Source organism: Pseudomonas sp. AO-1, assembly GCF_019775695.1.
GTDB classification, from domain to species: Bacteria; Pseudomonadota; Gammaproteobacteria; order Pseudomonadales; family Pseudomonadaceae; genus Aquipseudomonas; species Aquipseudomonas parakoreensis.
In genome coordinates this window covers 6595001-6614032 of record NZ_CP079947.1, presented here as the reverse complement: position 1 = coordinate 6614032, position 19032 = coordinate 6595001, and the positions used below count along the sequence as shown (strand labels likewise).

Genomic DNA, 19032 nt, shown 5'->3' with positions numbered 1-19032 from the left:
ACAGGTTAGGGGCCGACCCAAATCCTGTGGGAGCGGGCTTGCCCGCGAAGGCGTCAGTGCCAGCAACGCCTTTGTCGAAGCCTGCGCAAATCAGCTGACCAGCGAAGCCTCAAGGGTAATCTTCGCATTCAATACCTTGGATACCGGGCACCCTTCCTTGGCCTTGTTGCTCAGTTCTTCAAACTGCGCCTGAGTCGCCCCCGGGATTTTCGCCTTGAGAATCAGTTTGACTGCAGTGATAGCAAAGCCGCCATCCACTTGGTCCAGTGTGACCTCTGCCTGAGTATCGATGCTCTCGGCCTTCAGACCCGCATCACCGAGAATCATCGAAAACGCCATGGAAAAACAGCCGGCATGCGCGGCGCCGATCAGTTCTTCCGGGTTGGTGCCCTTACCGCCCTCGAAGCGGGCCTTGAAGCCGTAAGGCGCTTCTCTGAGGACGCCGGTCTCGGTAGAGATCGAGCCGATGCCGGTTTTCAGATCGCCTGCCCAATGCGCGGATGCTTTCTTCACGATAGCCATGTCTGCCTCCTCAAGATCTGGCGCGAAACGCCGCGCCGTCGTGGTTTTTGCTTGCAAGGCTTCTGAGGATAGACGCCGGGACAAAGTTCAGCTCAGGTGAATCGTTGACTTTTTTAGTAGGATTTTTCCCTCAGCTATTGAAACTCGGGTATATGCCCTCATTGCACAGAACACGCTTATGAATTCGGCAGGTTTTCGTTCGCAAGAAAAAACCTGCACCCCACTCGGAGACGCAGGTTTATGAAGCAACTGTCCGACGTAAAGTTTTCCACCCTCGATCTGGTGCCGGTGCGCGAGAACGGTAGCCCGGCGCAATCGCTGCGCAACTCGCTGGATCTGGCGCAGCACGTCGAGAAATTCGGCTACACCCGCTTCTGGGTGGCCGAGCACCACAACATGGACGGCATCGCCAGCTCCGCCACCTCGGTGCTGTTGGGATATCTGGCCGGGGGGACTTCGACGATTCGCGTAGGCTCTGGCGGGGTAATGCTGCCCAACCACGCACCGCTGGTAATCGCCGAGCAGTTCGGCACTCTTGAAAGCCTGTACCCGGGACGCATCGATCTGGGGCTGGGCCGCGCGCCCGGCTCCGATCAGATGACGGCCCGCGCTCTGCGCCGCGAACGCTCCGGCAGTGCCGACGATTTCCCGGAAGACGTCGCCGAGCTGGCGCGCTTCCTCGGCCCGCGCACTCCGGATCAACGGGTGATCGCCATGCCCGGCACCGGCACCCATGTGCCGATCTGGCTGCTCGGCTCCAGCCTGTTCAGTGCGCAACTGGCCGGTGAGCGCGGCTTGCCTTACGCCTTCGCCTCGCACTTCGCTCCACGTTTCATGCATGAGGCGATTCGCGTCTATCGCAACCACTTCAAGCCCTCGGCGGTGCTCGATAAACCGTACGTGATGCTCGGGGTACCGCTGGTGGCGGCGGATACCGATGAACAGGCCGATTACTTGGCGACCTCGGTGTATCAGCGAATTCTGGCGCTGATGCGTGGGCAGAGTCTGGTGCAGCGTCCACCGGTGAAAACCATGGACGGCCTGTGGCTGCCCCATGAGCGCGAGGCGGTGGGGGATTTCCTCGGCCTGGCGATGGTTGGCAGCCCGCAGAAGATTCGCGCGAAACTGGAAGTGCTGGTCGAGCAGACTCAGGCCGACGAGCTGATTTTCACTTGCGACCTGTATGAACACGCCGATCGCCTGCATTCCTACGAACTGCTGGCGCAGGTCATGAAAGGATAAACGCGGCGCCCTGTAGGAGCTGTCGAGTGAAACGAGGCTGCGATCTTTTGATCTGATTTTTCAAAGCCACGATCAAAAGATCGCAGCGTGCCGCAGCTCCTGCATGTAAATCATCGCCCACAAAAAAGCCGACGCCTTCGCGTCGGCTTTTGCATTTCAGGCGCGATCAACCGCGTTTGTAGACGATTTCCTTGGCGCCGCCTTCACAGGTGCCGACGACTTTGCCGTCAGCGGCCGCACCCTTGTCGACAACCTCCAGTGAATACCCGGAAACGTGCTTGGCATCCAGCTTCGCCGCAATTTCGCTTTTCAACTCTTCACAAGGCTTGCCAGCAGCAAACGCGCCACCCGCAAGGCTCAACAAACCTACTGCCAATATGAACTTCTTCATCGGTCGCACTCCCTGGTCGGATTAAAAGAGGCGGGCACCGGCTCTGCCGATGCGCTCACCTTGTAGCGCTTTGCCATTCCTATGGCACTCGGCCAGCGCGCAAGTTCAGAAGCGTAGCCCAAACTCAGCTGCTGGCAATGCGGAAGCCGACTTTGAGGGTTACCTGGAAATGCGCAGCCTTGCCGTCCTTGATGTGGCCACGCGTCTCAACCACTTCAAACCACTCCAGATGCTTGATGCTCTTGTTGGCTTCGGCCAGCGCGTTGTTGATGGCGTCTTCGATGCTGCTGGTGGACGAGCCGACCAGCTCGACTTTCTTGTAGGTGTGATGGTCACTCATGGCGATCTCCTTGACGTGTGGATTTGAGACTAGCAGTGAATCTGCACTGTTGATTTCGGCGGCTCGATGCAAGCGAAGTTCAGATTTTCTGCACTTTCTCAAACCGCTGAAGTCCCAACCAACACACGCCACTCATCACCAATGCAGGAGAGCCACCATGGCCAACACCTCTTTACGTAAAGCCTCGTTGCAAAGCATGGAAGCCGAGATCGAGAGTCTGCTCAAATCGTTGGAAAGCCTGAAGGACGACGCGTCCGACGAGTCGCGCAAGACCCTCAAGGCGCTCAAGAGCAACGCTGAAAGCGCGCTGAAACATTCGCGCAGCCTGCTCAGCGATGCCTATGAAGAAGTCAAAGTGAAAACCCGCGAGACCGGCATCGCCACCCGCGATTACGCTCAGGAACATCCTTGGACCACCGCCGGTGTGGCGGTCGGTGCAATCGGTCTGCTGGCTGCTTATTTGCTGTTCAAGCGCGGCGAGTGATCCGTCTGGCGCAGCTCATTCTTGAGCCATTGCGCCAGTTGCCGGGCGCGTCCGTCTGCGGCGCGCTTGGGTAGCCACAACGCCAGTTGCGCCGGGGTTTCGCAAAAGCCCCACGGCGCAACCAGGCGACCGGCCTTCAAGTCCTCGGCCACCAGCGGCTCTGGCGCGATTGCCACGCCGAGTCCGGCCACTGCGGCTTCCAGCAGATAATACAAATGCTCAAAACCTTGCCCCAACTTCAACGCCTTGGCGTCGAGGTGATTTTGCTGTGCCCAACTCGGCCAGGCTTGCGGGCGCGATGTGGTGTGCAGCAGCGGCTCGCTGAGCAAGGCTGACGCCGGCGCCGCTTGCAGGCGTTGGTAGCCACTGAACAGCGGGCTCATCACCGGGCCGATGCGTTCTGCGGCCAGTTCGTAGACCTGCATGTCTGCCGGCCATGGCGGCTCCGCGAACAACAGCAAGGCATCGAGTCCAGGGCGCCGCGGGTCAAGATCACCTTCACCCGCTGACAAGTGCAGACGCAAGTCCGGCAGATCGGCGTTGAGCCGCCCCAGGCGTGGGATGAACCAGCGCGCCAACAGACTGCCGGAGCAGCCGAGCACGAACGGCGCGTCAGCGGTGCTTTGCGTCAGCTCGGCACACACACTGCGCAACCGATCAAAGGCCTCACCGCTGGCATCTCGCAGACGAACGCCGGCATTTGTGAGTTTCAAGCCGCGACCATCCTTGACGAACAGGCTCACGCCCAGATGCTCTTCGAGCACTTTGAGCTGACGGCTGACAGCACCATGAGTGACGTGCAGCTGTTCGGCCGCCTGGCTGACGCTGTTCAGCCGGGCGGTGGCTTCGAACGCGCGCAAGGCGTTCAGCGGGGGAAGGTCGTGGCTCATGGTATCTGTGAGTTTTCCTGACAGGTTGTGGCGATCTTATCGGTTTTCAGCCTGGAAGGTCAGGGGTAGAGTGGACGCCATTGTCTTCTTACCCGAATTCACCTGGAGCACATCATGACCCAGACTTCGAACACCTCCAACCTGCGCAGCGGCCCTGACGATAACGGCCTGTTCGGTGCGTTCGGCGGCCGCTACGTGGCGGAAACCCTGATGCCGTTGATCCTCGATCTGGCCCGTGAATACGAAGCGGCCAAGGAGGATCCAGCATTTAAAGAAGAGCTGGCCTACTTCCAGCGTGATTATGTCGGGCGTCCGAGCCCGCTGTACTTCGCCGAGCGTCTGACCGAGTTCTGCGGCGGCGCGAAGATTTACCTCAAGCGCGAAGAGCTGAACCACACCGGCGCGCACAAGATCAACAACTGCATCGGCCAGATCCTGCTGGCGCGGCGCATGGGCAAGAAACGCATCATCGCCGAGACCGGTGCCGGCATGCACGGCGTGGCAACGGCCACCGTGGCCGCACGTTTCGGTCTGGACTGCGTGATCTACATGGGCACCACCGACATCGAACGCCAGCAGGCCAACGTGTTCCGCATGAAGCTGCTGGGCGCCGAAGTGATCCCGGTGGTGGCCGGCACCGGTACTCTGAAAGACGCGATGAACGAAGCGCTGCGTGACTGGGTGACCAATGTCGACAGTACCTTCTACCTGATCGGCACCGTGGCCGGCCCGCACCCGTATCCAGCCATGGTGCGCGACTTCCAGGCGGTGATCGGCAAGGAAACCCGCGAGCAGTTGCAAGCTCAGGAAGGTCGTCTGCCGGACAGCCTGGTGGCGTGCATCGGCGGCGGTTCCAACGCCATGGGCCTGTTCCACCCGTTCCTCGATGATCAAAGCGTCGAAATCATCGGGGTTGAAGCGGCCGGTTACGGCATCGAAACCGGCAAGCACGCGGCCAGCCTCAACGGTGGCGTACCGGGTGTGCTGCACGGTAACCGCACCTTCCTGCTGCAGGACGACGATGGCCAGATCATTGACGCCCACTCGATTTCCGCCGGCCTCGACTATCCGGGCATTGGCCCTGAGCACGCCTGGTTGCATGACATCGGCCGCGTCCAGTACACCTCGGTCACCGACGACGAAGCCCTCGCTGCGTTCCACCAGTGCTGCCGCCTCGAAGGCATCATCCCGGCACTGGAAAGCGCGCATGCGCTGGCTGAAGTGTTCAAACGCGCACCGAAACTGCCGAAGGATCACCTGATGGTGGTCAACCTCTCCGGCCGTGGCGACAAAGACATGCAGACCGTCATGCACCATATGGAACAGTCGAAGCAGGAGAAACACTGATGAGCCGCCTGCAAACCCGTTTTGCCGACCTCAAGCAACAGAACCGCGCCGCGCTGGTGACTTTCGTCACCGCCGGTGATCCGGACTACGACACTTCGCTGGCGATCCTCAAAGGTTTGCCCGGCGCTGGCGCCGACGTGATCGAGCTGGGCATGCCGTTCACCGACCCGATGGCCGACGGCCCGGCGATTCAACTGGCGAACATCCGTGCCTTGGGCGCCAAGCAGAATCTGGCGAAAACCCTGCAAATGGTTCGCGAGTTTCGCGAAGGCAACAGCGACACGCCGCTGGTGCTGATGGGCTACTTCAACCCGATCCACATGTATGGCGTTGGGCGTTTCATCGCTGATGCCAAGGAAGCGGGTGTCGACGGTTTGATCGTGGTCGACATGCCGCCAGAGCACAACAATGAACTGTGCGACCCGGCACAGGCTGCGGGTCTGGACTTCATCCGCCTGACCACCCCGACCACTGATGATGCGCGTCTGCCGAAAGTGCTCAATGGCAGCTCGGGCTTCGTTTACTACGTGTCGGTGGCCGGCGTGACCGGTGCCGGTGCAGCAACTCTGGAGCATGTCGAAGAGGCGGTCACCCGTTTGCGTCGCCACACTGACCTGCCGATCAGCATCGGTTTCGGTATCCGTACTCCGGAGCAGGCGGCGTCCATCGCTCGTTTGGCGGACGGGGTGGTGGTGGGTTCGGCACTGATCGATCACATCGCCAATGCGACCACGCCGGCCCAGGCTGTCGATGGCGTGCTGGGTCTGTGCAAGGCGCTGTCCGAGGGCGTGCGTCAGGCCCGCGTCAGCTGAAGGTAAAGTTCCTGATACAGAGGAATTAGCGCCTCACATCACGGCCTAATTGAGCAAGACCGAGGGATTCAGAACCACGTTCTGAATCCCTTTTTGCTGTTGGTGCAGTGAGGAAGACTTGATGAAAATGCCGAAACGTCTGATTGCCGGACTGGGCGTGCTGATGCTCAGCGCGACGCCGCTGCTGGCCAGCGCCGATCCACGCGATGATCATGACCACGGCGGCCCGCAGCAGGGCCACTACGATAACCGTGGTGACGATCACCGTGGCCCGCAGAACGACCACCGTGGCGGCCCGCCACACGACTTCGGCCCGGTACGCCAGACCATTCGCGACAATCACGGCTATTTCGTGCGCGGTGCACCGCCGCCGCCGGGCATTCATCTGGAGCGTGGTCGGCCGTTGCCGCACGGTTACTACGGCGAGCGGCTGGACGGGCGGGCGCTGAGCCGTCTGCCGGTGTATCCGGGTTATGAGTGGCGCCGGGCCGGTGGGGACATTGTGCTGATCGCGGTGGGTACCGGAATCGTTTACGAAATTCTGGACGGTGTTTTGTACTGATCTGACACGATCATCTGTGGCGAGGGAGCTTGCTCCCGATGGGGCGCGGAGCGGCCCTGAAAATTCGGCATTCAGCCAATTTGCGACTGCTGCGCAGCCGAGCGGGAGCAAGCTCCCTCGCCACAAGATTCAATTCCAGCCTTCTGTCTCAGGGCAACTCCAGTCCGCCGGAGGCCTTGTGCAGTTTGCGCAGGTGCTCGCCGATCTGCTTCACGTTGGCTTCGCTGGCGGCAATCTCGGCCGCTCGCTTGGGCTCCAGCAACTTGCGCACTTCCTTGTCCAGATCGCCACTCAGCGCCAGCAGTTGTTTCTGGCGTTGGCTGCTTTCGTCTTGCAGGCGCTTGAACTCGCTCGGTTGCGGCAAACCGTAACCGCGGCTGTCGAGCAGTTCCGCCGGACGACTGAGGAAGCCGCTGTTGGCGAGAATTTCCTGCAGGGTCGCGTTGGCCTTGTCCATGCCACCGTTCTCCAGCTCCCGGGCACCGAGGTAGCGTTGCTTGACCTCATCCTGGGCCAGCAGCAACTGGCGGCGATAACTCGCCTGTTCCAGCAGCAACAACGCTGCACTGGTGCGCAGGTCTGCGCGCTCGAACCACTGCCGGCGTTCTTCGGCAGACAGCGATAGCCAGTCCTCGACGGTGGTCTGTTTGATCGGCAGCTGCTTTTTCAACACATCGAACATCGCCTGATAGCGATCGCGGAACGAGTCGAAGCGATAACCCAGGCGCAAGGCTTCCTTGGGGTCGTCCAGTACGCTGGTGTCGGCCAGGCCACGACCTTTCAATACTTCCAGCAAGCCATTGGGCATGATGCTGTCCAGACCGACCAATTGCTTGTTGTTGCTGCCGCTGCGCAACAACTTGAGACTTTCCACGGCGCAGTTGTTGGACAGGAAGAAGTAGTTGCCGTCGTAACTCCAGTGCATCTCGGCGGCGTGTTCGACCACCTCTTCAATTTCCTTGCGCGACAGGTTCAGCGGTACCGAAGCGAGGCTGCGCAGTTCCGTCTTGGTGTATTCGTCGATGACCTGCGCCAGCGGCAGCACGAACAGCCGTGACGGGTACTTGCCGACCAGTCCGTCCCAGCTCGACAGCTGCACGTCACCGACAAAGGCGCGGTACGACAACACCAGATGCTGGTCGAGGTCGAGACGGCAATCCGGGCCCCGTGGTCGACCCGGCGCGCAGATCACCAGGCGCAGCATGCTGTGGCCCCAGCGGCTGACCCAGTTCTGGTTGGCTTCGGCGAGCAGGTAGTCGACGGCATACACCCGCTCCGGATCGACCTGTCCCAGTGGCTGTTTGGCGAAGTCGTTGCCGGCATTGAGGAAGGCGAAGGTGTTGCTGCAGGTGTCCCTGGCCGGTGGTGCCCAGCCGAAGCGCTCCTTGTAGTAGCGATAGAGCGCAGGACGTCGGCAGGCGTAGCTCGGGTCGAGGAGGAAATACTCCATGTTGACCGCGACAAACTCTTTCGGACTGGAAATCTCGTACAGATCCGGGCTGCGGGCCACCTGGCGGTTGTGCTGTTCACGCTCGCCGCGCCGCCCGACGTACTGTTGCCAGCCGGCGAGGTCGAGCAGGCGCGGGTCATCGCTGAGGGTGAAGCGGCGTTCAGTCTGGCCGCGACACTCGTCGGGAATGCCGATCAGGCCGGCGCTGTTGCTGCGGCGAGTGCAGCGCTGGATCAGCGTGCGCTCGGCGGCGGGCCACAGGCGCGCGCGGTCATAAATGTGGGTGAGCTCGTGCAACACGGTTGCCAGCAGCTCCTGGCGCACGGTGCCGTGAGGGCGATTGGTCTTTTCTTTGGCCGCGCTGCCGTCGGTGAGGCCGGCGAGCAGTTTGCGGTTCAGGTCGAGTTCGGCAACCAGGGTCGCCTGGCCGTAGGCGTTGCCGGGCATGTCGTCGGACCAGCCGACGTCGATGCGCCGGTCCAGCTGTTCGACGAAGCTGGGCGGCAGCTTCTGCATCGCTTCATCGAGCAGCGCCTGACTGGCCTGTTGCTGGGCGGGGCTCAGACCGTCGGTCTTGAGCCGCAATTGCAGGCTGGCGTGGGCGCTGTTGCCAAGCAGCAACAACGCCCCGGCCAGTAGCCAGGCGCCGAGTGACTTCACAGGGCAAGAATGGCTTCGGCGAGCACCTGATCGCTGGCGTCGCGGGCTTCCGGCACGCGGGTGCGCAAGGTGTTGAGGGCGGCTTCCAGGTGAGCACCACGGATATCGCCGTTGGTGGCAACAAAGCTGGCGGCATCGTCATGGGCTTCGCGGATGATTTTCGAATCGCGAATCGACGTGGTGGTATCGGAGGTGAAATCGATGGTGCGCTGGGAGGCACGAACGATGATGTTACTGGTGGCTACCAGGGTGTGCGCCTGGGCCACGTCGGCCAATACAAACAGGCCAAGGGCGGCAGCAATCAGCGGGCTACGCATGGAACGACTCCGGAAGGGCAATGATAACGAAGGACTGAGATGACTATTGGACGAGAATTGCCTGTGCCAGTTCAAGGTCGCTGACATGAAGTTTCGGTCGGGATTTGCGCAAGTAATGCAGGGCGGATTCGAGCTGCGCGCCGCGCAATTCACCGTCACTGGCAACAAACGCCGCCGCGTCATCATGAGCGGCGATGATCAGTTTACGGTCGAATGGCGCGGAAGACACCATTCCGGTGGCCCAGACCGTCACCACAGTATTTTGCGTGGAGACATCAAAGGCATCGACCGACGTCGCCCAGCAGGCGCTGAACAAGGCACAGGGAATAAGCAGGTTGGTCAGAAAACGCATGGGACTCGATAACGGCTAGCGAATCTCAAGGCTAGCGTAATGCCCGGGCCAGAGCCAGTGGCGAAACATCGGGACACGACTGGCGTGCCCCGTCTGGCAACGTCCGATCAGATTGCCAGAATGGCTTGCGCCAGTTGGAAGTCGGTCGCGTTGAGTTGTGGTGCCTGATGGCGGATCAGGTCCAGGGCGCTTTCCAGTTTGACGCCGCGGATCTGGCCTTCGCTGGCGACGAAGCTGGCTGCGTCATCACGCGCGGCGATCACGACCTTGTTGTCACGCAGCGAAGAGCTGACGTCGGACGTGGCGTCCGAGGAGGACTTCAGCGCGCCAACCACGGCGTCGGTGGTGACGATGAAGCTCGAGGCGCTGGCGTTGGCAGCCACGGCCAGCAAGGCGGCAGCGCTGAGCAGGCGAAGACGGGACATGGTGTATCTCCTGATAGTAAACCGTATTGAGAGGTGGCTTGTGTCTGAGACTCAGACGCGGGTTACGGAAGATTCGCCACGTTCTGGCATGGATATTAGGCCTGCGCGCAAGGTTCGGACAGTGGGCAGAATGCTAGCGCCAGAAGGGTTTCTCCAGCTCGTTGAGCCGATCGGCGTGGCTCAGACCCAGATCCGCGAGGTCGCGTTGCCCCAGCTGGGCCAACAGACGCCGCGTCCTGGCGCGCTCCAATCCCTGCCACAGGCTACGAACCAAGCGCCGCAGCGGGTGCGAGTGAACGAGGGGTTGAATCGACGCTGTCGAAACATCCTGTAAGTCTTTCATGGCATTTTCCTTAAGCCGAGGAGGGTTAAGGACAGGCTGCGCCCGATGCAGTTTTGCCGGCAGATACACCGATGAATAATTGTACTGGTTCAGATTTTGATTATTTAGAACTGTACCTGTTCTTTGAACAACCTGCTGTACGGGCCTTTCGAACCCTGAAACGACAAGACCCGTCGCGGTTTCCCGCGACGGGTCTTGTGTGTTCAATTCGGGTTGCTGGCGGTGGGTCTAACGACCAGAGCCAGCGACGCTACTTAGCGCCAGAACGGCTTGCTCAGCTCTTCGTAGCGTTGTGCTTCGCTGATACCGGCGTCAGCCAGCAGACGCGAATCCAGACGAGCCAGTTGGTGGCGGCTGGAGATGCGGCGCTGCCACAACATCAGGTTGGCGATAACGCGCAGAGGCAGGGAAGCCTGGGTTTTTGCAGCTTTGTCTTCGAAGAACAGTTCGGAACTGAGTGTACGTTCCATGGTTGACATCCTTCCGCTTGTGGCGGGATCAGGTAGTGGTTTAACTGGTGCCCATGATCCTCTCGTTTGCCTAGTCTCTCTAGATACAGTTCAACTGTATTGTGAGTGACCAGTTAACTGTTTATAGGTGGTGTATGGGTCAAAATTGAGCAAACTGTACCTGTCCGCACTTTTGTGGTGCGTTTTTGCTCAGATGGAGGGAGGGAGTAGGCAAAAGCCGTAGGAAACAACCAGTACAGCAGTACAGTTTTTGTCGAGTGGGAGGGATTAAAAAACCGCTGACACAAACTGTGTTTGCATCAGCGGTTTGACTGTACGAATTACACCGCGAGCATGCGACCGGTTTCTTCCAGATTCATGTGCCAGCTCAACGCTTCGCGGAGGATGTGCGGGGTATGACCGCCGATGGCGCAGGCGGCGGTGAAGTAGTCATTCAGCGCCTCGCGGTAATCGGGGTGCACGCAGTTATCGATAATCACCCGGGCACGTTCGCGCGGGGCCAGGCCGCGCAGGTCGGCCAGACCGATTTCGGTCACCAGGATGTCGACGTCATGCTCGGTGTGGTCGACGTGGCTGACCATCGGCACCACGCTGGAAATCGCCCCGCCCTTGGCGATCGATTTGGTCACGAACACCGCGAGGTGCGCGTTGCGCGCGAAATCACCCGAGCCACCGATGCCGTTCATCATCCGTGTGCCGCAGACGTGGGTAGAGTTGACGTTACCGTAGATGTCGAACTCCAGCGCGGTGTTGATGCCGATGATGCCCAGACGACGCACCACTTCCGGGTGATTGGAGATCTCTTGCGGGCGCAGCACCAGTTTGTCCTTGTACTTCTCCAGATTGCCGAACACATCACTGTTGCGCCGCTCTGACAGAGTGATCGAGCTGCCCGAAGCGAAACTCAGCTTGCCGGCGTCGATCAGGTCGAAGGTCGAGTCCTGCAGTACTTCGGAATACATGGTCAGTTCTTCGAACGGCGAATCGATCAGGCCGCACATCACTGCGTTGGCGATGTTGCCGATCCCGGCCTGCAACGGGCCGAGCCTGTTGGTCATGCGACCGGCGTCGACTTCCTGCTTGAAGAAGGTGATCAGATGCTCGGCGATGGCGTTGGTGTCGACATCCGGGGTCGACACCGTGGACGGCGAATCTGCCTGCTGGGTGATGACGATGGCGACAATCTTTTCCGGCGGGATCGGGATTGCGGTGCTGCCGATGCGATCGTCGACTTTCACCAGTGGGATCGGCGTGCGCGTCGGGCGATAGGTCGGGATATAGATGTCATGCAGGCCTTCGAGGTTGGCGTTGTGCGCCAGGTTGATCTCGACGATTACCTGTTTGGCAAAAATCGCGAAGCTTGCCGAGTTGCCCACCGAAGTGGTCGGCACGATGTGGCCCTGCTCGGTGATGGCCACGGCTTCGATCACGGCGATGTCCGGCAGCTTCAGTTGCTGATTGCGCAGTTGCTCGACGGTTTCCGACAGGTGCTGGTCGATGAACATCACTTCGCCGGCGTTGATTGCCTTGCGCAAGGTGCTGTCGACCTGAAATGGCATGCGCCGCGACAGCACGCCGGCCTCGGTCAGCTGTTTGTCGAGGTCGTTGCCCAGGCTGGCGCCGGTCATCAGGCTGATCTTCAGCGGCGTGACCTTGGCTCGCTCGGCCAATGCGTGAGGGACGGCTTTGGCTTCGCCGGCGCGGGTGAAGCCGCTCATGCCGACGGTCATACCGTCTTCAATCAGCGCGGCGGCGTCGGCGGCGCTCATCACTTTATCCAACAACGAAGGCAGGCGAATACGGTCACGGTACATGGATTATTTTCTCGGGAAGCGAGTATCAGGATGCGCAGTCTAGTGAATTTCACGGGCGCCTGTCCCGCTACCAAGGTCGCAAACGAGGCGTCTATTTAGCGGGTTTGAAGTAAAACACCGTTACCGGATCTGCAACAACGCGGCAAATTGTCCGACGGTTTGCGCAAACGAAAACGCCCCGACAAGTCGGGGCGTCCGGTGCTACTGCGGAGGATTACTCGACCGCTTTGACCATGTCTTCGATGACTTTCTTCGCGTCGCCGAACACCATCATGGTTTTGTCCAGGTAGAACAGTTCGTTGTCCAGACCGGCATAGCCGCTGGCCATTGAGCGTTTGTTGACGATGATGGTCTTGGCCTTGAACGCTTCGAGAATCGGCATGCCGGCAATCGGCGATTTCGGATCGTTTTTGGCGGCCGGGTTGACCACGTCGTTGGCGCCGAGCACCAGCACCACGTCGGCTTGGCCGAACTCGGAGTTGATGTCTTCCATCTCGAACACCTGGTCGTAAGGCACTTCGGCCTCGGCGAGCAGGACGTTCATGTGCCCGGGCATGCGACCGGCCACCGGGTGGATCGCGTACTTCACGGTCACGCCACGGTGGGTCAGCTTCTCGGTCAGCTCTTTCAACGCATGCTGCGCGCGGGCCACCGCCAGGCCGTAGCCCGGGACGATGATCACGGTGTCGGCGTTGGTCAGCAGGAAGGTCGCGTCATCCGCCGAACCGGATTTCACCGGACGGGCTTCTTTCGCACCGGCAGGTCCTGCGTCGGCCGTATTGCCGAAACCACCGAGCAGTACATTAAAGAAGGAACGGTTCATCGCCTTGCACATGATGTACGAGAGGATCGCACCGCTCGAACCCACCAGCGAGCCGGCAATGATCAGCATCGAGTTGTTCAGCGAGAAGCCGATACCCGCTGCCGCCCAGCCCGAGTAGCTGTTGAGCATCGACACCACCACCGGCATGTCGGCGCCGCCGATCGGGATGATGATCAGCACGCCCATCACGAATGCCAAGGCCAGCATCAGCGCGAACGCGGCAAGGTTGCCGGTGAGCATGAAGGTTACGCCGAGCACCAGCGTTGCCAGGCCCAAAACCGCGTTCAGCTTGTGCTGACCGCTGAACTGTACCGGTGCACCCTGAAACAGGCGGAACTTGTACTTGCCCGACAGCTTGCCGAAGGCGATCACCGAACCGGAGAAGGTGATCGCACCGATCGCCGCACCGAGGAACAGTTCCAGACGATTACCCGCCGGGATCGAATCACCGAGTTGCTTGACGATGCCCAGCGATTGCGGCTCAACCACCGCTGCAATGGCGATGAACACCGCCGCCAGACCGATCATGCTGTGCATGAAGGCGACCAGTTCCGGCATCTTGGTCATTTCGACGCGTTTGGCCATGATCGAGCCGGCAGTGCCGCCGATCAGCAGGCCGACGATCACATAGCCGATACCGGCAGTCGCCAGCTCGGCACCCAGCTTATAGATGAGGCCGATGGTGGTGAGAATGGCCAGCGCCATGCCTAGCATGCCGAACAGATTGCCGCGCCGCGAAGTGGTCGGGTGCGAGAGGCCTTTGAGGGCCTGGATGAAGCAGATCGACGCGATCAGGTAGAGCGTCGTGACGAGATTCATGCTCATTACTTCGGCGCCTCTTCTTTTGCTTTCGGGGCTTTCTTCTTGAACATCTCAAGCATGCGGCGGGTGACCAGAAAGCCACCGAACACATTGACGGCCGCCAGTGCCACGGCGAGGGTGCCCATGGTCTTGCCCAGCGGCGTGACGGTCAGCGCAGCAGCGAGCATGGCGCCGACGATCACAATCGCCGAAATGGCGTTGGTCACCGCCATCAGTGGCGTGTGCAGCGCAGGTGTAACGTTCCAGACCACGTGGTAACCGACATAAATCGCCAGCACGAAGATGATCAGGTTGTAGATACCGGGGGAGATAAGCTCTTCCATCGTCTGAATCCCTGCTTAGGCGTTTTTGCGGATGACTTGGCCGTCGCGGCACATCAGGCACGCGGCGACGATGTCGTCTTCGAGGTTGACGTCGAACTGGCCTTCTTTGGTGAACACCAGCTTGAGGAAGTCCAGCAGGTTGCGGGCGTACAGCGCCGAAGCATCTGCGGCGACTTCACCGGCGAGGTTGGTCGGGCCGACGATGGTCACGCCGTTCTCGACCACCACTTGATCGGCGACGGTCAGCGGGCAATTGCCGCCCTGGGCTGCCGCGAGGTCGATGACCACCGAGCCCGGCTTCATCTGCGCCACGGTGTCTGCGCTCAACAGTGTCGGCGCCTTGCGGCCCGGGATCAGTGCGGTGGTGATGACGATGTCGGCCTGCTTGGCGCGCTCGTGCACAGCCTGGGCCTGACGCTGCATCCAGCTTGCCGGCATTGGCCGCGCGTAACCGCCGACACCGACCGCGCATTCGCGCTCTTCGTCAGTTTCGTAAGGGACGTCAACGAACTTGGCGCCGAGGGATTCGATCTGTTCCTTCACCGCCGGACGCACATCAGACGCTTCAATCACCGCGCCCAGACGTTTCGCCGTGGCAATCGCCTGCAACCCGGCCACGCCGGCACCCAGAATCAGTACGCGCGCCGCTTTCACGGTGCCCGCAGCGGTCATCAGCATTGGCATGAAGCGCGGATAGTAGTGCGCAGCCAGCAACACCGCCTTGTAGCCGGCGATGTTCGCCTGCGACGACAACACATCGAGACTCTGCGCCCGAGAGGTGCGCGGCGCCGCTTCCAGGGCGAACGCGGTAATCCCGCACTCGGCCATTTTGGCGATGGTTTCGTTATTGAAGGGGTTGAGCATGCCAACCAGCACCGTGCCACGCTTGATCAGCGCCAGTTCGGCGTCGCTGGGGGCGACCACTTTGAGAATCAGCTCGGCACCGAACGCATCGTTGGCACTGCCAATGGTTGCGCCCGCCGCTTCATAGGCACTGTCGACAACGCTGGCTTTGACGCCAGCGCCGGTTTGCACAGTGACCTTATGTCCTTGGCTGATCAGCTTTTTAATGGTTTCCGGGGTTGCAGCAACCCGTGTTTCACCGGTCTGGGTTTCGAGAGGAACACCAATGTGCACGTCAAATCTCCTGCGTGATCTTATTGAGTAAACCCAGGCACTGCGGATGGTGCGACTGGGGCGGCCGATCAGCACGATCCCGCCAAATCAGGGCGGGGCGCGGCATTTTGCAGGCGAACTTTATGCCCTTCAAGGGATTATGACGGGTGACGGAAAATTAACTACAAGTCATCCCGTGACCGAATGTCGCAGATGGCCAGTTGAATCCCTTGCAGGCCGTGCCTTGCAAGGATTCTGGCTGAATTTGAAAAAATTTCTCATCGGTGGCGTGAATAGGCCGTAATGAGTCGTGGATGAAGGCTCAAAGCCACGTCGGCAGGCGCTTGTGGGACGTCTGTACGACTTTCGGATACAGTCTGCGATTTTGCGACAAATACTTATATCTGTAGGGCTTTTAATTTCCTGACTACCGGGTTAGTAATTGTTGTAAGCCTTTATCCTTCTAGGCTGTAGCTGTTTGCCTGATTGACCAGCCAATCGCGAAATGCCTTGAGTGACGCCGATTCGACCTTGCGCTCCGGAATCATCAGGTAATACGCCTTGATGCTGGAGAGTGCATCCGGGTTGGCGATCACCAAGCGTTTCTCGGCCAGTTCGCGTTGAATCAGGAACGGCGGAATCAGTGCGATCCCCATGTCGTGCATGGCTGCCTGGGCCAGCATGGAGAATAGCTCGTAGCGTGGGCCTGTCATGTCGCGGGGGATGTTCAACTGCTGTGAGTTAAACCATTGGCGCCAGGCGTAAGGGCGAGTGGTTTGTTGCAGTAACGGCAGCTCGGCGATCTCGTCAGCCGTCAGATGCGTTCTATCGCCGAGTAGGGCTGGGCTGCACACTGGCATCGGATTTTCGCCCATCAGTCTGTGGGACTCGGTACCCGACCAATCGGCGTCTCCGAAGTAGATCGCTGCGTCGAAATCGGTGTCGGCAAACAGGAACGGACGGGTGCGGTTGGTCAGGTTAACCGTCACTTCCGGGTGCTTGAGCTGGAAATCCTTGAGCCGCGGCAGCAGCCATTGCGTGCCGAAAGTGGGCACCACCGCCAGTTCAATCACGTTGGTGCCCTGTTGGCCCATGACCGAGAGAGTGTCGCGCTCGACGGCATCGAGTTGCGTGGCCACCCGACGGCTGTAGGACAGCCCCGCTTCCGTCAGCTTCACACCGCGTCGCGAGCGTCGGAACAGTTCCACACTGAGGAACTCCTCAAGGCTGGCAATCTGTCGGCAAATGGCGCCCTGGGTGAGAGAAAGTTCTTCGGCAGCCTTGGTAAAGCTTTCGTGGCGAGCGGCGGCCTCGAAGCTGATCAGGGCTGTGGTGCTGGGAATCTTCCTGCGCATGTACGTCAACCTCACTAATGCGCCGCTTAAAAGGCATTCAGCGACGTTTCGGAGTGAGAAATTAGCACAACAGGATGCGAAATCCTCGTTTGCCGCGCTGGCGAACCGGGCCTAGGATCAATGCCACGTTAATTCACCGATTTACGAGGGCACACTCATGGGCGGTAAAGCTAGCTTCAACTGGATCGATCCCCTGCTGCTGGATCAACAGCTCACCGAAGAAGAGCGCATGATTCGCGACACTGCCGCCCAGTTTGCTCAGCAAAGCCTGGCGCCACGTGTCCTCGAAGCGTTCCGCCATGAGAAAACCGACCCGGCGATCTTTCGCGAAATGGGCGAAGTCGGCCTGCTCGGCGCGACGATCCCTGAGCAATACGGTGGCAGCGGTTTGAACTACGTCAGCTACGGTCTGATTGCCCGTGAAGTGGAGCGCGTCGACTCCGGCTACCGTTCGATGATGAGCGTACAGTCCTCGCTGGTGATGGTGCCAATCAACGAATTCGGCACTGAAGCGCAGAAGCAGAAATACCTGCCGAAACTGGCGTCCGGCGAATGGATCGGCTGCTTCGGTCTGACCGAACCCAACCACGGTTCCGATCCGGGTGCGATGATCACACGTGCGCGCAAAGTCGACGGCGGTTACAGCCTGACCGGCGCCAAGATGTGGATCACCAACAGCCCGATCGCCGACGTATTTGTAGTCTGGGCCAAAGACGATGCCGGCGACATCCGTGGCTTTGTCCTGGAGAAAGGCTGGAAGGGCCTGAGCGCACCGGCGATTCACGGCAAGGTTGGCCTGCGCGCATCGATCACCGGCGAAATTGTCATGGACAACGTTTTCGTACCGGAAGAGAACATCTTCCCGGACGTGCGTGGTCTGAAAGGTCCGTTCACTTGCCTCAACTCGGCGCGCTACGGCATCTCTTGGGGCGCGTTGGGCGCTGCCGAATTCTGCTGGCACACCGCTCGCCAATACACCCTTGATCGTCAGCAGTTCGGTCGCCCATTGGCCGCGACTCAGCTGATCCAGAAGAAGCTGGCCGACATGCAGACCGAGATCACCTTGGCACTGCAAGGTTGCCTGCGTCTGGGGCGCATGAAGGATGAAGGTACTGCGGCGGTCGAAATCACCTCGATCATGAAGCGCAACTCCTGCGGCAAGTCGCTGGATATTGCCCGGATGGCCCGTGACATGTTGGGGGGTAACGGTATTTCCGACGAGTTCGGTGTGGCCCGTCATCTGGTCAACCTGGAAGTGGTGAATACCTATGAAGGTACTCACGACGTTCACGCGCTGATTCTGGGTCGCGCGCAAACCGGTCTGCAGGCGTTCTATTAACAGGAGAGCGACCATGGGCGCGCTGTCGCATCTGCGAGTACTGGATTTATCGCGCGTGCTGGCCGGGCCGTGGGCCGGGCAGATACTTGCCGACCTTGGCGCCGAGGTAATCAAGGTCGAGCGTCCGGGCAATGGCGATGACACGCGCGCCTGGGGGCCGCCCTTCCTCAAGGACGCATACGGGGAAAACACCAGCGAGGCGGCTTACTACTTGTCGGCCAACCGCAACAAGCAATCGGTGACGATCGACTTCACTCGGCCTGAAGGTCAGAGCCTCGTGCGGGAGCTGGCGGCGAAGTCGGACATTCTCATCGAGAACTTCAAGGTCGGGGGGCTGGCCGCCTATGGGCTGGACTACGAGTCGCTGAAGGCGATCAATCCGGATCTGATCTATTGCTCGATCACCGGCTTCGGTCAAACCGGGCCGTATGCCAAGCGCGCCGGTTATGACTTCATGATCCAGGGGTTGGGCGGGCTGATGAGCCTGACCGGTCGCCCTGAAGGTGATGAAGGCGCCGGGCCGGTGAAGGTGGGTGTGGCGCTGACGGACATCCTTACTGGTTTGTATTCGACCGTGGCGATTCTGGCAGCGCTGGCTCATCGTGATCACGATGGCGGCGGGCAACACATCGATATGGCTTTGCTGGATGTGCAGGTCGCCTGTCTGGCCAATCAGGCGATGAATTACCTGACTACGGGCAATGCGCCCAAGCGTCTGGGCAATGCGCATCCGAACATCGTGCCTTATCAGGACTTCCCCACGGCTGATGGTGATTTCATTCTTACCGTTGGCAATGACGGCCAGTTCCGTAAGTTCGCCGAGGTGGCTGGGC

The 19032-nt window shown here is 60.2% G+C and carries 22 protein-coding genes (1 of these 22 running past the window's edge); 7 read left to right on the top strand and 15 right to left on the bottom strand.

Annotated features, from left to right (window positions below):
- Positions 1-90: 90 nt before the first annotated feature.
- Positions 91-522 carry an OsmC family protein gene (locus tag KVQ82_RS30125; protein WP_131671836.1) on the bottom strand — a complete coding sequence of 144 codons (432 nt, stop codon included), beginning with the start codon at positions 520-522 and terminating at the stop codon, positions 91-93.
- Positions 523-762: 240 nt separating this feature from the next.
- Between KVQ82_RS30125 and KVQ82_RS30120 the strand changes: the two genes are divergently transcribed.
- On the top strand, positions 763-1764 hold the full coding sequence (locus tag KVQ82_RS30120; RefSeq protein ID WP_086794121.1) for an LLM class flavin-dependent oxidoreductase: 1002 nt from the start codon (positions 763-765) through the stop codon (positions 1762-1764).
- Between the two features lie 166 nt (positions 1765-1930).
- Here KVQ82_RS30120 and KVQ82_RS30115 read toward each other — a convergent pair whose 3' ends face one another.
- Positions 1931-2155 carry a DUF1161 domain-containing protein gene (locus tag KVQ82_RS30115; RefSeq protein ID WP_041074738.1) on the bottom strand — a complete coding sequence of 75 codons (225 nt, stop codon included), beginning with the start codon at positions 2153-2155 and terminating at the stop codon, positions 1931-1933.
- 124 nt (positions 2156-2279) lie between these two features.
- Positions 2280-2495, bottom strand: a complete 216-nt coding sequence (locus KVQ82_RS30110; RefSeq protein ID WP_027610201.1) for a dodecin — start codon at positions 2493-2495, stop codon at positions 2280-2282.
- A gap of 157 nt (positions 2496-2652) precedes the next feature.
- On the opposite strand from KVQ82_RS30110, the gene KVQ82_RS30105 reads away from it, so the two are divergent.
- The gene (locus KVQ82_RS30105; protein ID WP_003220391.1) at positions 2653-2979 is read left to right on the top strand and encodes a YqjD family protein; all 327 of its coding nucleotides are present in this window, start codon (positions 2653-2655) and stop codon (positions 2977-2979) included.
- On the opposite strand, the gene KVQ82_RS30100 is transcribed toward KVQ82_RS30105, so the two are convergent.
- Positions 2952-3869 carry a LysR family transcriptional regulator gene (locus KVQ82_RS30100; RefSeq protein WP_222017442.1) on the bottom strand — a complete coding sequence of 306 codons (918 nt, stop codon included), beginning with the start codon at positions 3867-3869 and terminating at the stop codon, positions 2952-2954. The two genes, KVQ82_RS30105 and KVQ82_RS30100, sit on opposite strands and share 28 nt — an antisense overlap.
- A 114-nt stretch (positions 3870-3983) precedes the next feature.
- Between KVQ82_RS30100 and trpB the strand changes: the two genes are divergently transcribed.
- The 3 genes from trpB (at position 3984) to KVQ82_RS30085 (ending at position 6590) form a co-directional block, all read left to right on the top strand.
- On the top strand, positions 3984-5216 hold the full coding sequence (gene trpB / locus KVQ82_RS30095) for a tryptophan synthase subunit beta (protein ID WP_041074734.1): 1233 nt from the start codon (positions 3984-3986) through the stop codon (positions 5214-5216).
- The gene (gene trpA / locus KVQ82_RS30090; RefSeq protein ID WP_096797304.1) at positions 5216-6028 is read left to right on the top strand and encodes a tryptophan synthase subunit alpha; all 813 of its coding nucleotides are present in this window, start codon (positions 5216-5218) and stop codon (positions 6026-6028) included. Before trpB ends, trpA begins: the two co-directional genes overlap by 1 nt.
- 121 nt (positions 6029-6149) lie before the next feature.
- A complete protein-coding gene (locus KVQ82_RS30085; protein ID WP_027610197.1) occupies positions 6150-6590 on the top strand; it encodes an anti-virulence regulator CigR family protein in 441 nt (146 codons plus the stop codon).
- 148 nt (positions 6591-6738) lie between these two features.
- On the opposite strand, the gene KVQ82_RS30080 is transcribed toward KVQ82_RS30085, so the two are convergent.
- The 11 genes from KVQ82_RS30080 to KVQ82_RS30030 form a co-directional block, all read right to left on the bottom strand.
- The gene (locus KVQ82_RS30080; protein ID WP_222017440.1) at positions 6739-8700 is read right to left on the bottom strand and encodes a DUF4105 domain-containing protein; all 1962 of its coding nucleotides are present in this window, start codon (positions 8698-8700) and stop codon (positions 6739-6741) included.
- Complete coding sequence (locus KVQ82_RS30075) at positions 8697-9017, bottom strand: DUF2388 domain-containing protein (RefSeq protein WP_041074727.1); 321 nt, start codon at positions 9015-9017, stop codon at positions 8697-8699. The genes KVQ82_RS30080 and KVQ82_RS30075 overlap by 4 nt, the downstream gene beginning before the upstream one ends.
- Before the next feature lie 43 nt (positions 9018-9060).
- A complete protein-coding gene (locus KVQ82_RS30070; protein WP_041074725.1) occupies positions 9061-9369 on the bottom strand; it encodes a DUF2388 domain-containing protein in 309 nt (102 codons plus the stop codon).
- A 107-nt stretch (positions 9370-9476) separates the two neighbouring features.
- On the bottom strand, positions 9477-9794 hold the full coding sequence (locus tag KVQ82_RS30065) for a DUF2388 domain-containing protein (protein ID WP_007962831.1): 318 nt from the start codon (positions 9792-9794) through the stop codon (positions 9477-9479).
- A 133-nt stretch (positions 9795-9927) separates the two neighbouring features.
- Entirely contained in the window at positions 9928-10137 is a 210-nt protein-coding gene (locus KVQ82_RS30060) for a DUF1127 domain-containing protein (protein WP_222017437.1), read from the bottom strand.
- A 254-nt stretch (positions 10138-10391) separates the two neighbouring features.
- The gene (locus KVQ82_RS30055) at positions 10392-10607 is read right to left on the bottom strand and encodes a DUF1127 domain-containing protein (protein ID WP_003220409.1); all 216 of its coding nucleotides are present in this window, start codon (positions 10605-10607) and stop codon (positions 10392-10394) included.
- A gap of 320 nt (positions 10608-10927) precedes the next feature.
- Positions 10928-12421 carry an acetyl-CoA hydrolase/transferase family protein gene (locus KVQ82_RS30050; RefSeq protein WP_041074719.1) on the bottom strand — a complete coding sequence of 498 codons (1494 nt, stop codon included), beginning with the start codon at positions 12419-12421 and terminating at the stop codon, positions 10928-10930.
- Positions 12422-12635: 214 nt separating this feature from the next.
- On the bottom strand, positions 12636-14069 hold the full coding sequence (locus KVQ82_RS30045) for an NAD(P)(+) transhydrogenase (Re/Si-specific) subunit beta (RefSeq protein ID WP_086794131.1): 1434 nt from the start codon (positions 14067-14069) through the stop codon (positions 12636-12638).
- Positions 14069-14389, bottom strand: coding sequence for an NAD(P) transhydrogenase subunit alpha (locus KVQ82_RS30040; protein ID WP_003220416.1), 321 nt, complete (start codon positions 14387-14389; stop codon positions 14069-14071). Before KVQ82_RS30040 ends, KVQ82_RS30045 begins: the two co-directional genes overlap by 1 nt.
- Before the next feature lie 15 nt (positions 14390-14404).
- Positions 14405-15526, bottom strand: coding sequence for a Re/Si-specific NAD(P)(+) transhydrogenase subunit alpha (locus KVQ82_RS30035; RefSeq protein ID WP_025112356.1), 1122 nt, complete (start codon positions 15524-15526; stop codon positions 14405-14407).
- Between the two features lie 434 nt (positions 15527-15960).
- The gene (locus KVQ82_RS30030; RefSeq protein WP_222017435.1) at positions 15961-16860 is read right to left on the bottom strand and encodes a LysR family transcriptional regulator; all 900 of its coding nucleotides are present in this window, start codon (positions 16858-16860) and stop codon (positions 15961-15963) included.
- A gap of 157 nt (positions 16861-17017) precedes the next feature.
- Here KVQ82_RS30030 and KVQ82_RS30025 point away from each other — a divergent pair, with 157 nt between their 5' ends.
- Positions 17018-18199, top strand: a complete 1182-nt coding sequence (locus KVQ82_RS30025; protein ID WP_003220420.1) for an acyl-CoA dehydrogenase — start codon at positions 17018-17020, stop codon at positions 18197-18199.
- Between the two features lie 13 nt (positions 18200-18212).
- Positions 18213-19032 carry the 5' portion of a CaiB/BaiF CoA-transferase family protein gene (locus KVQ82_RS30020; protein ID WP_145593956.1) on the top strand. Its footprint extends 401 nt past the window's final position, so the window shows 820 of its 1221 coding nt (coding positions 1-820); its start codon is at positions 18213-18215; its stop codon lies off the right edge, out of view.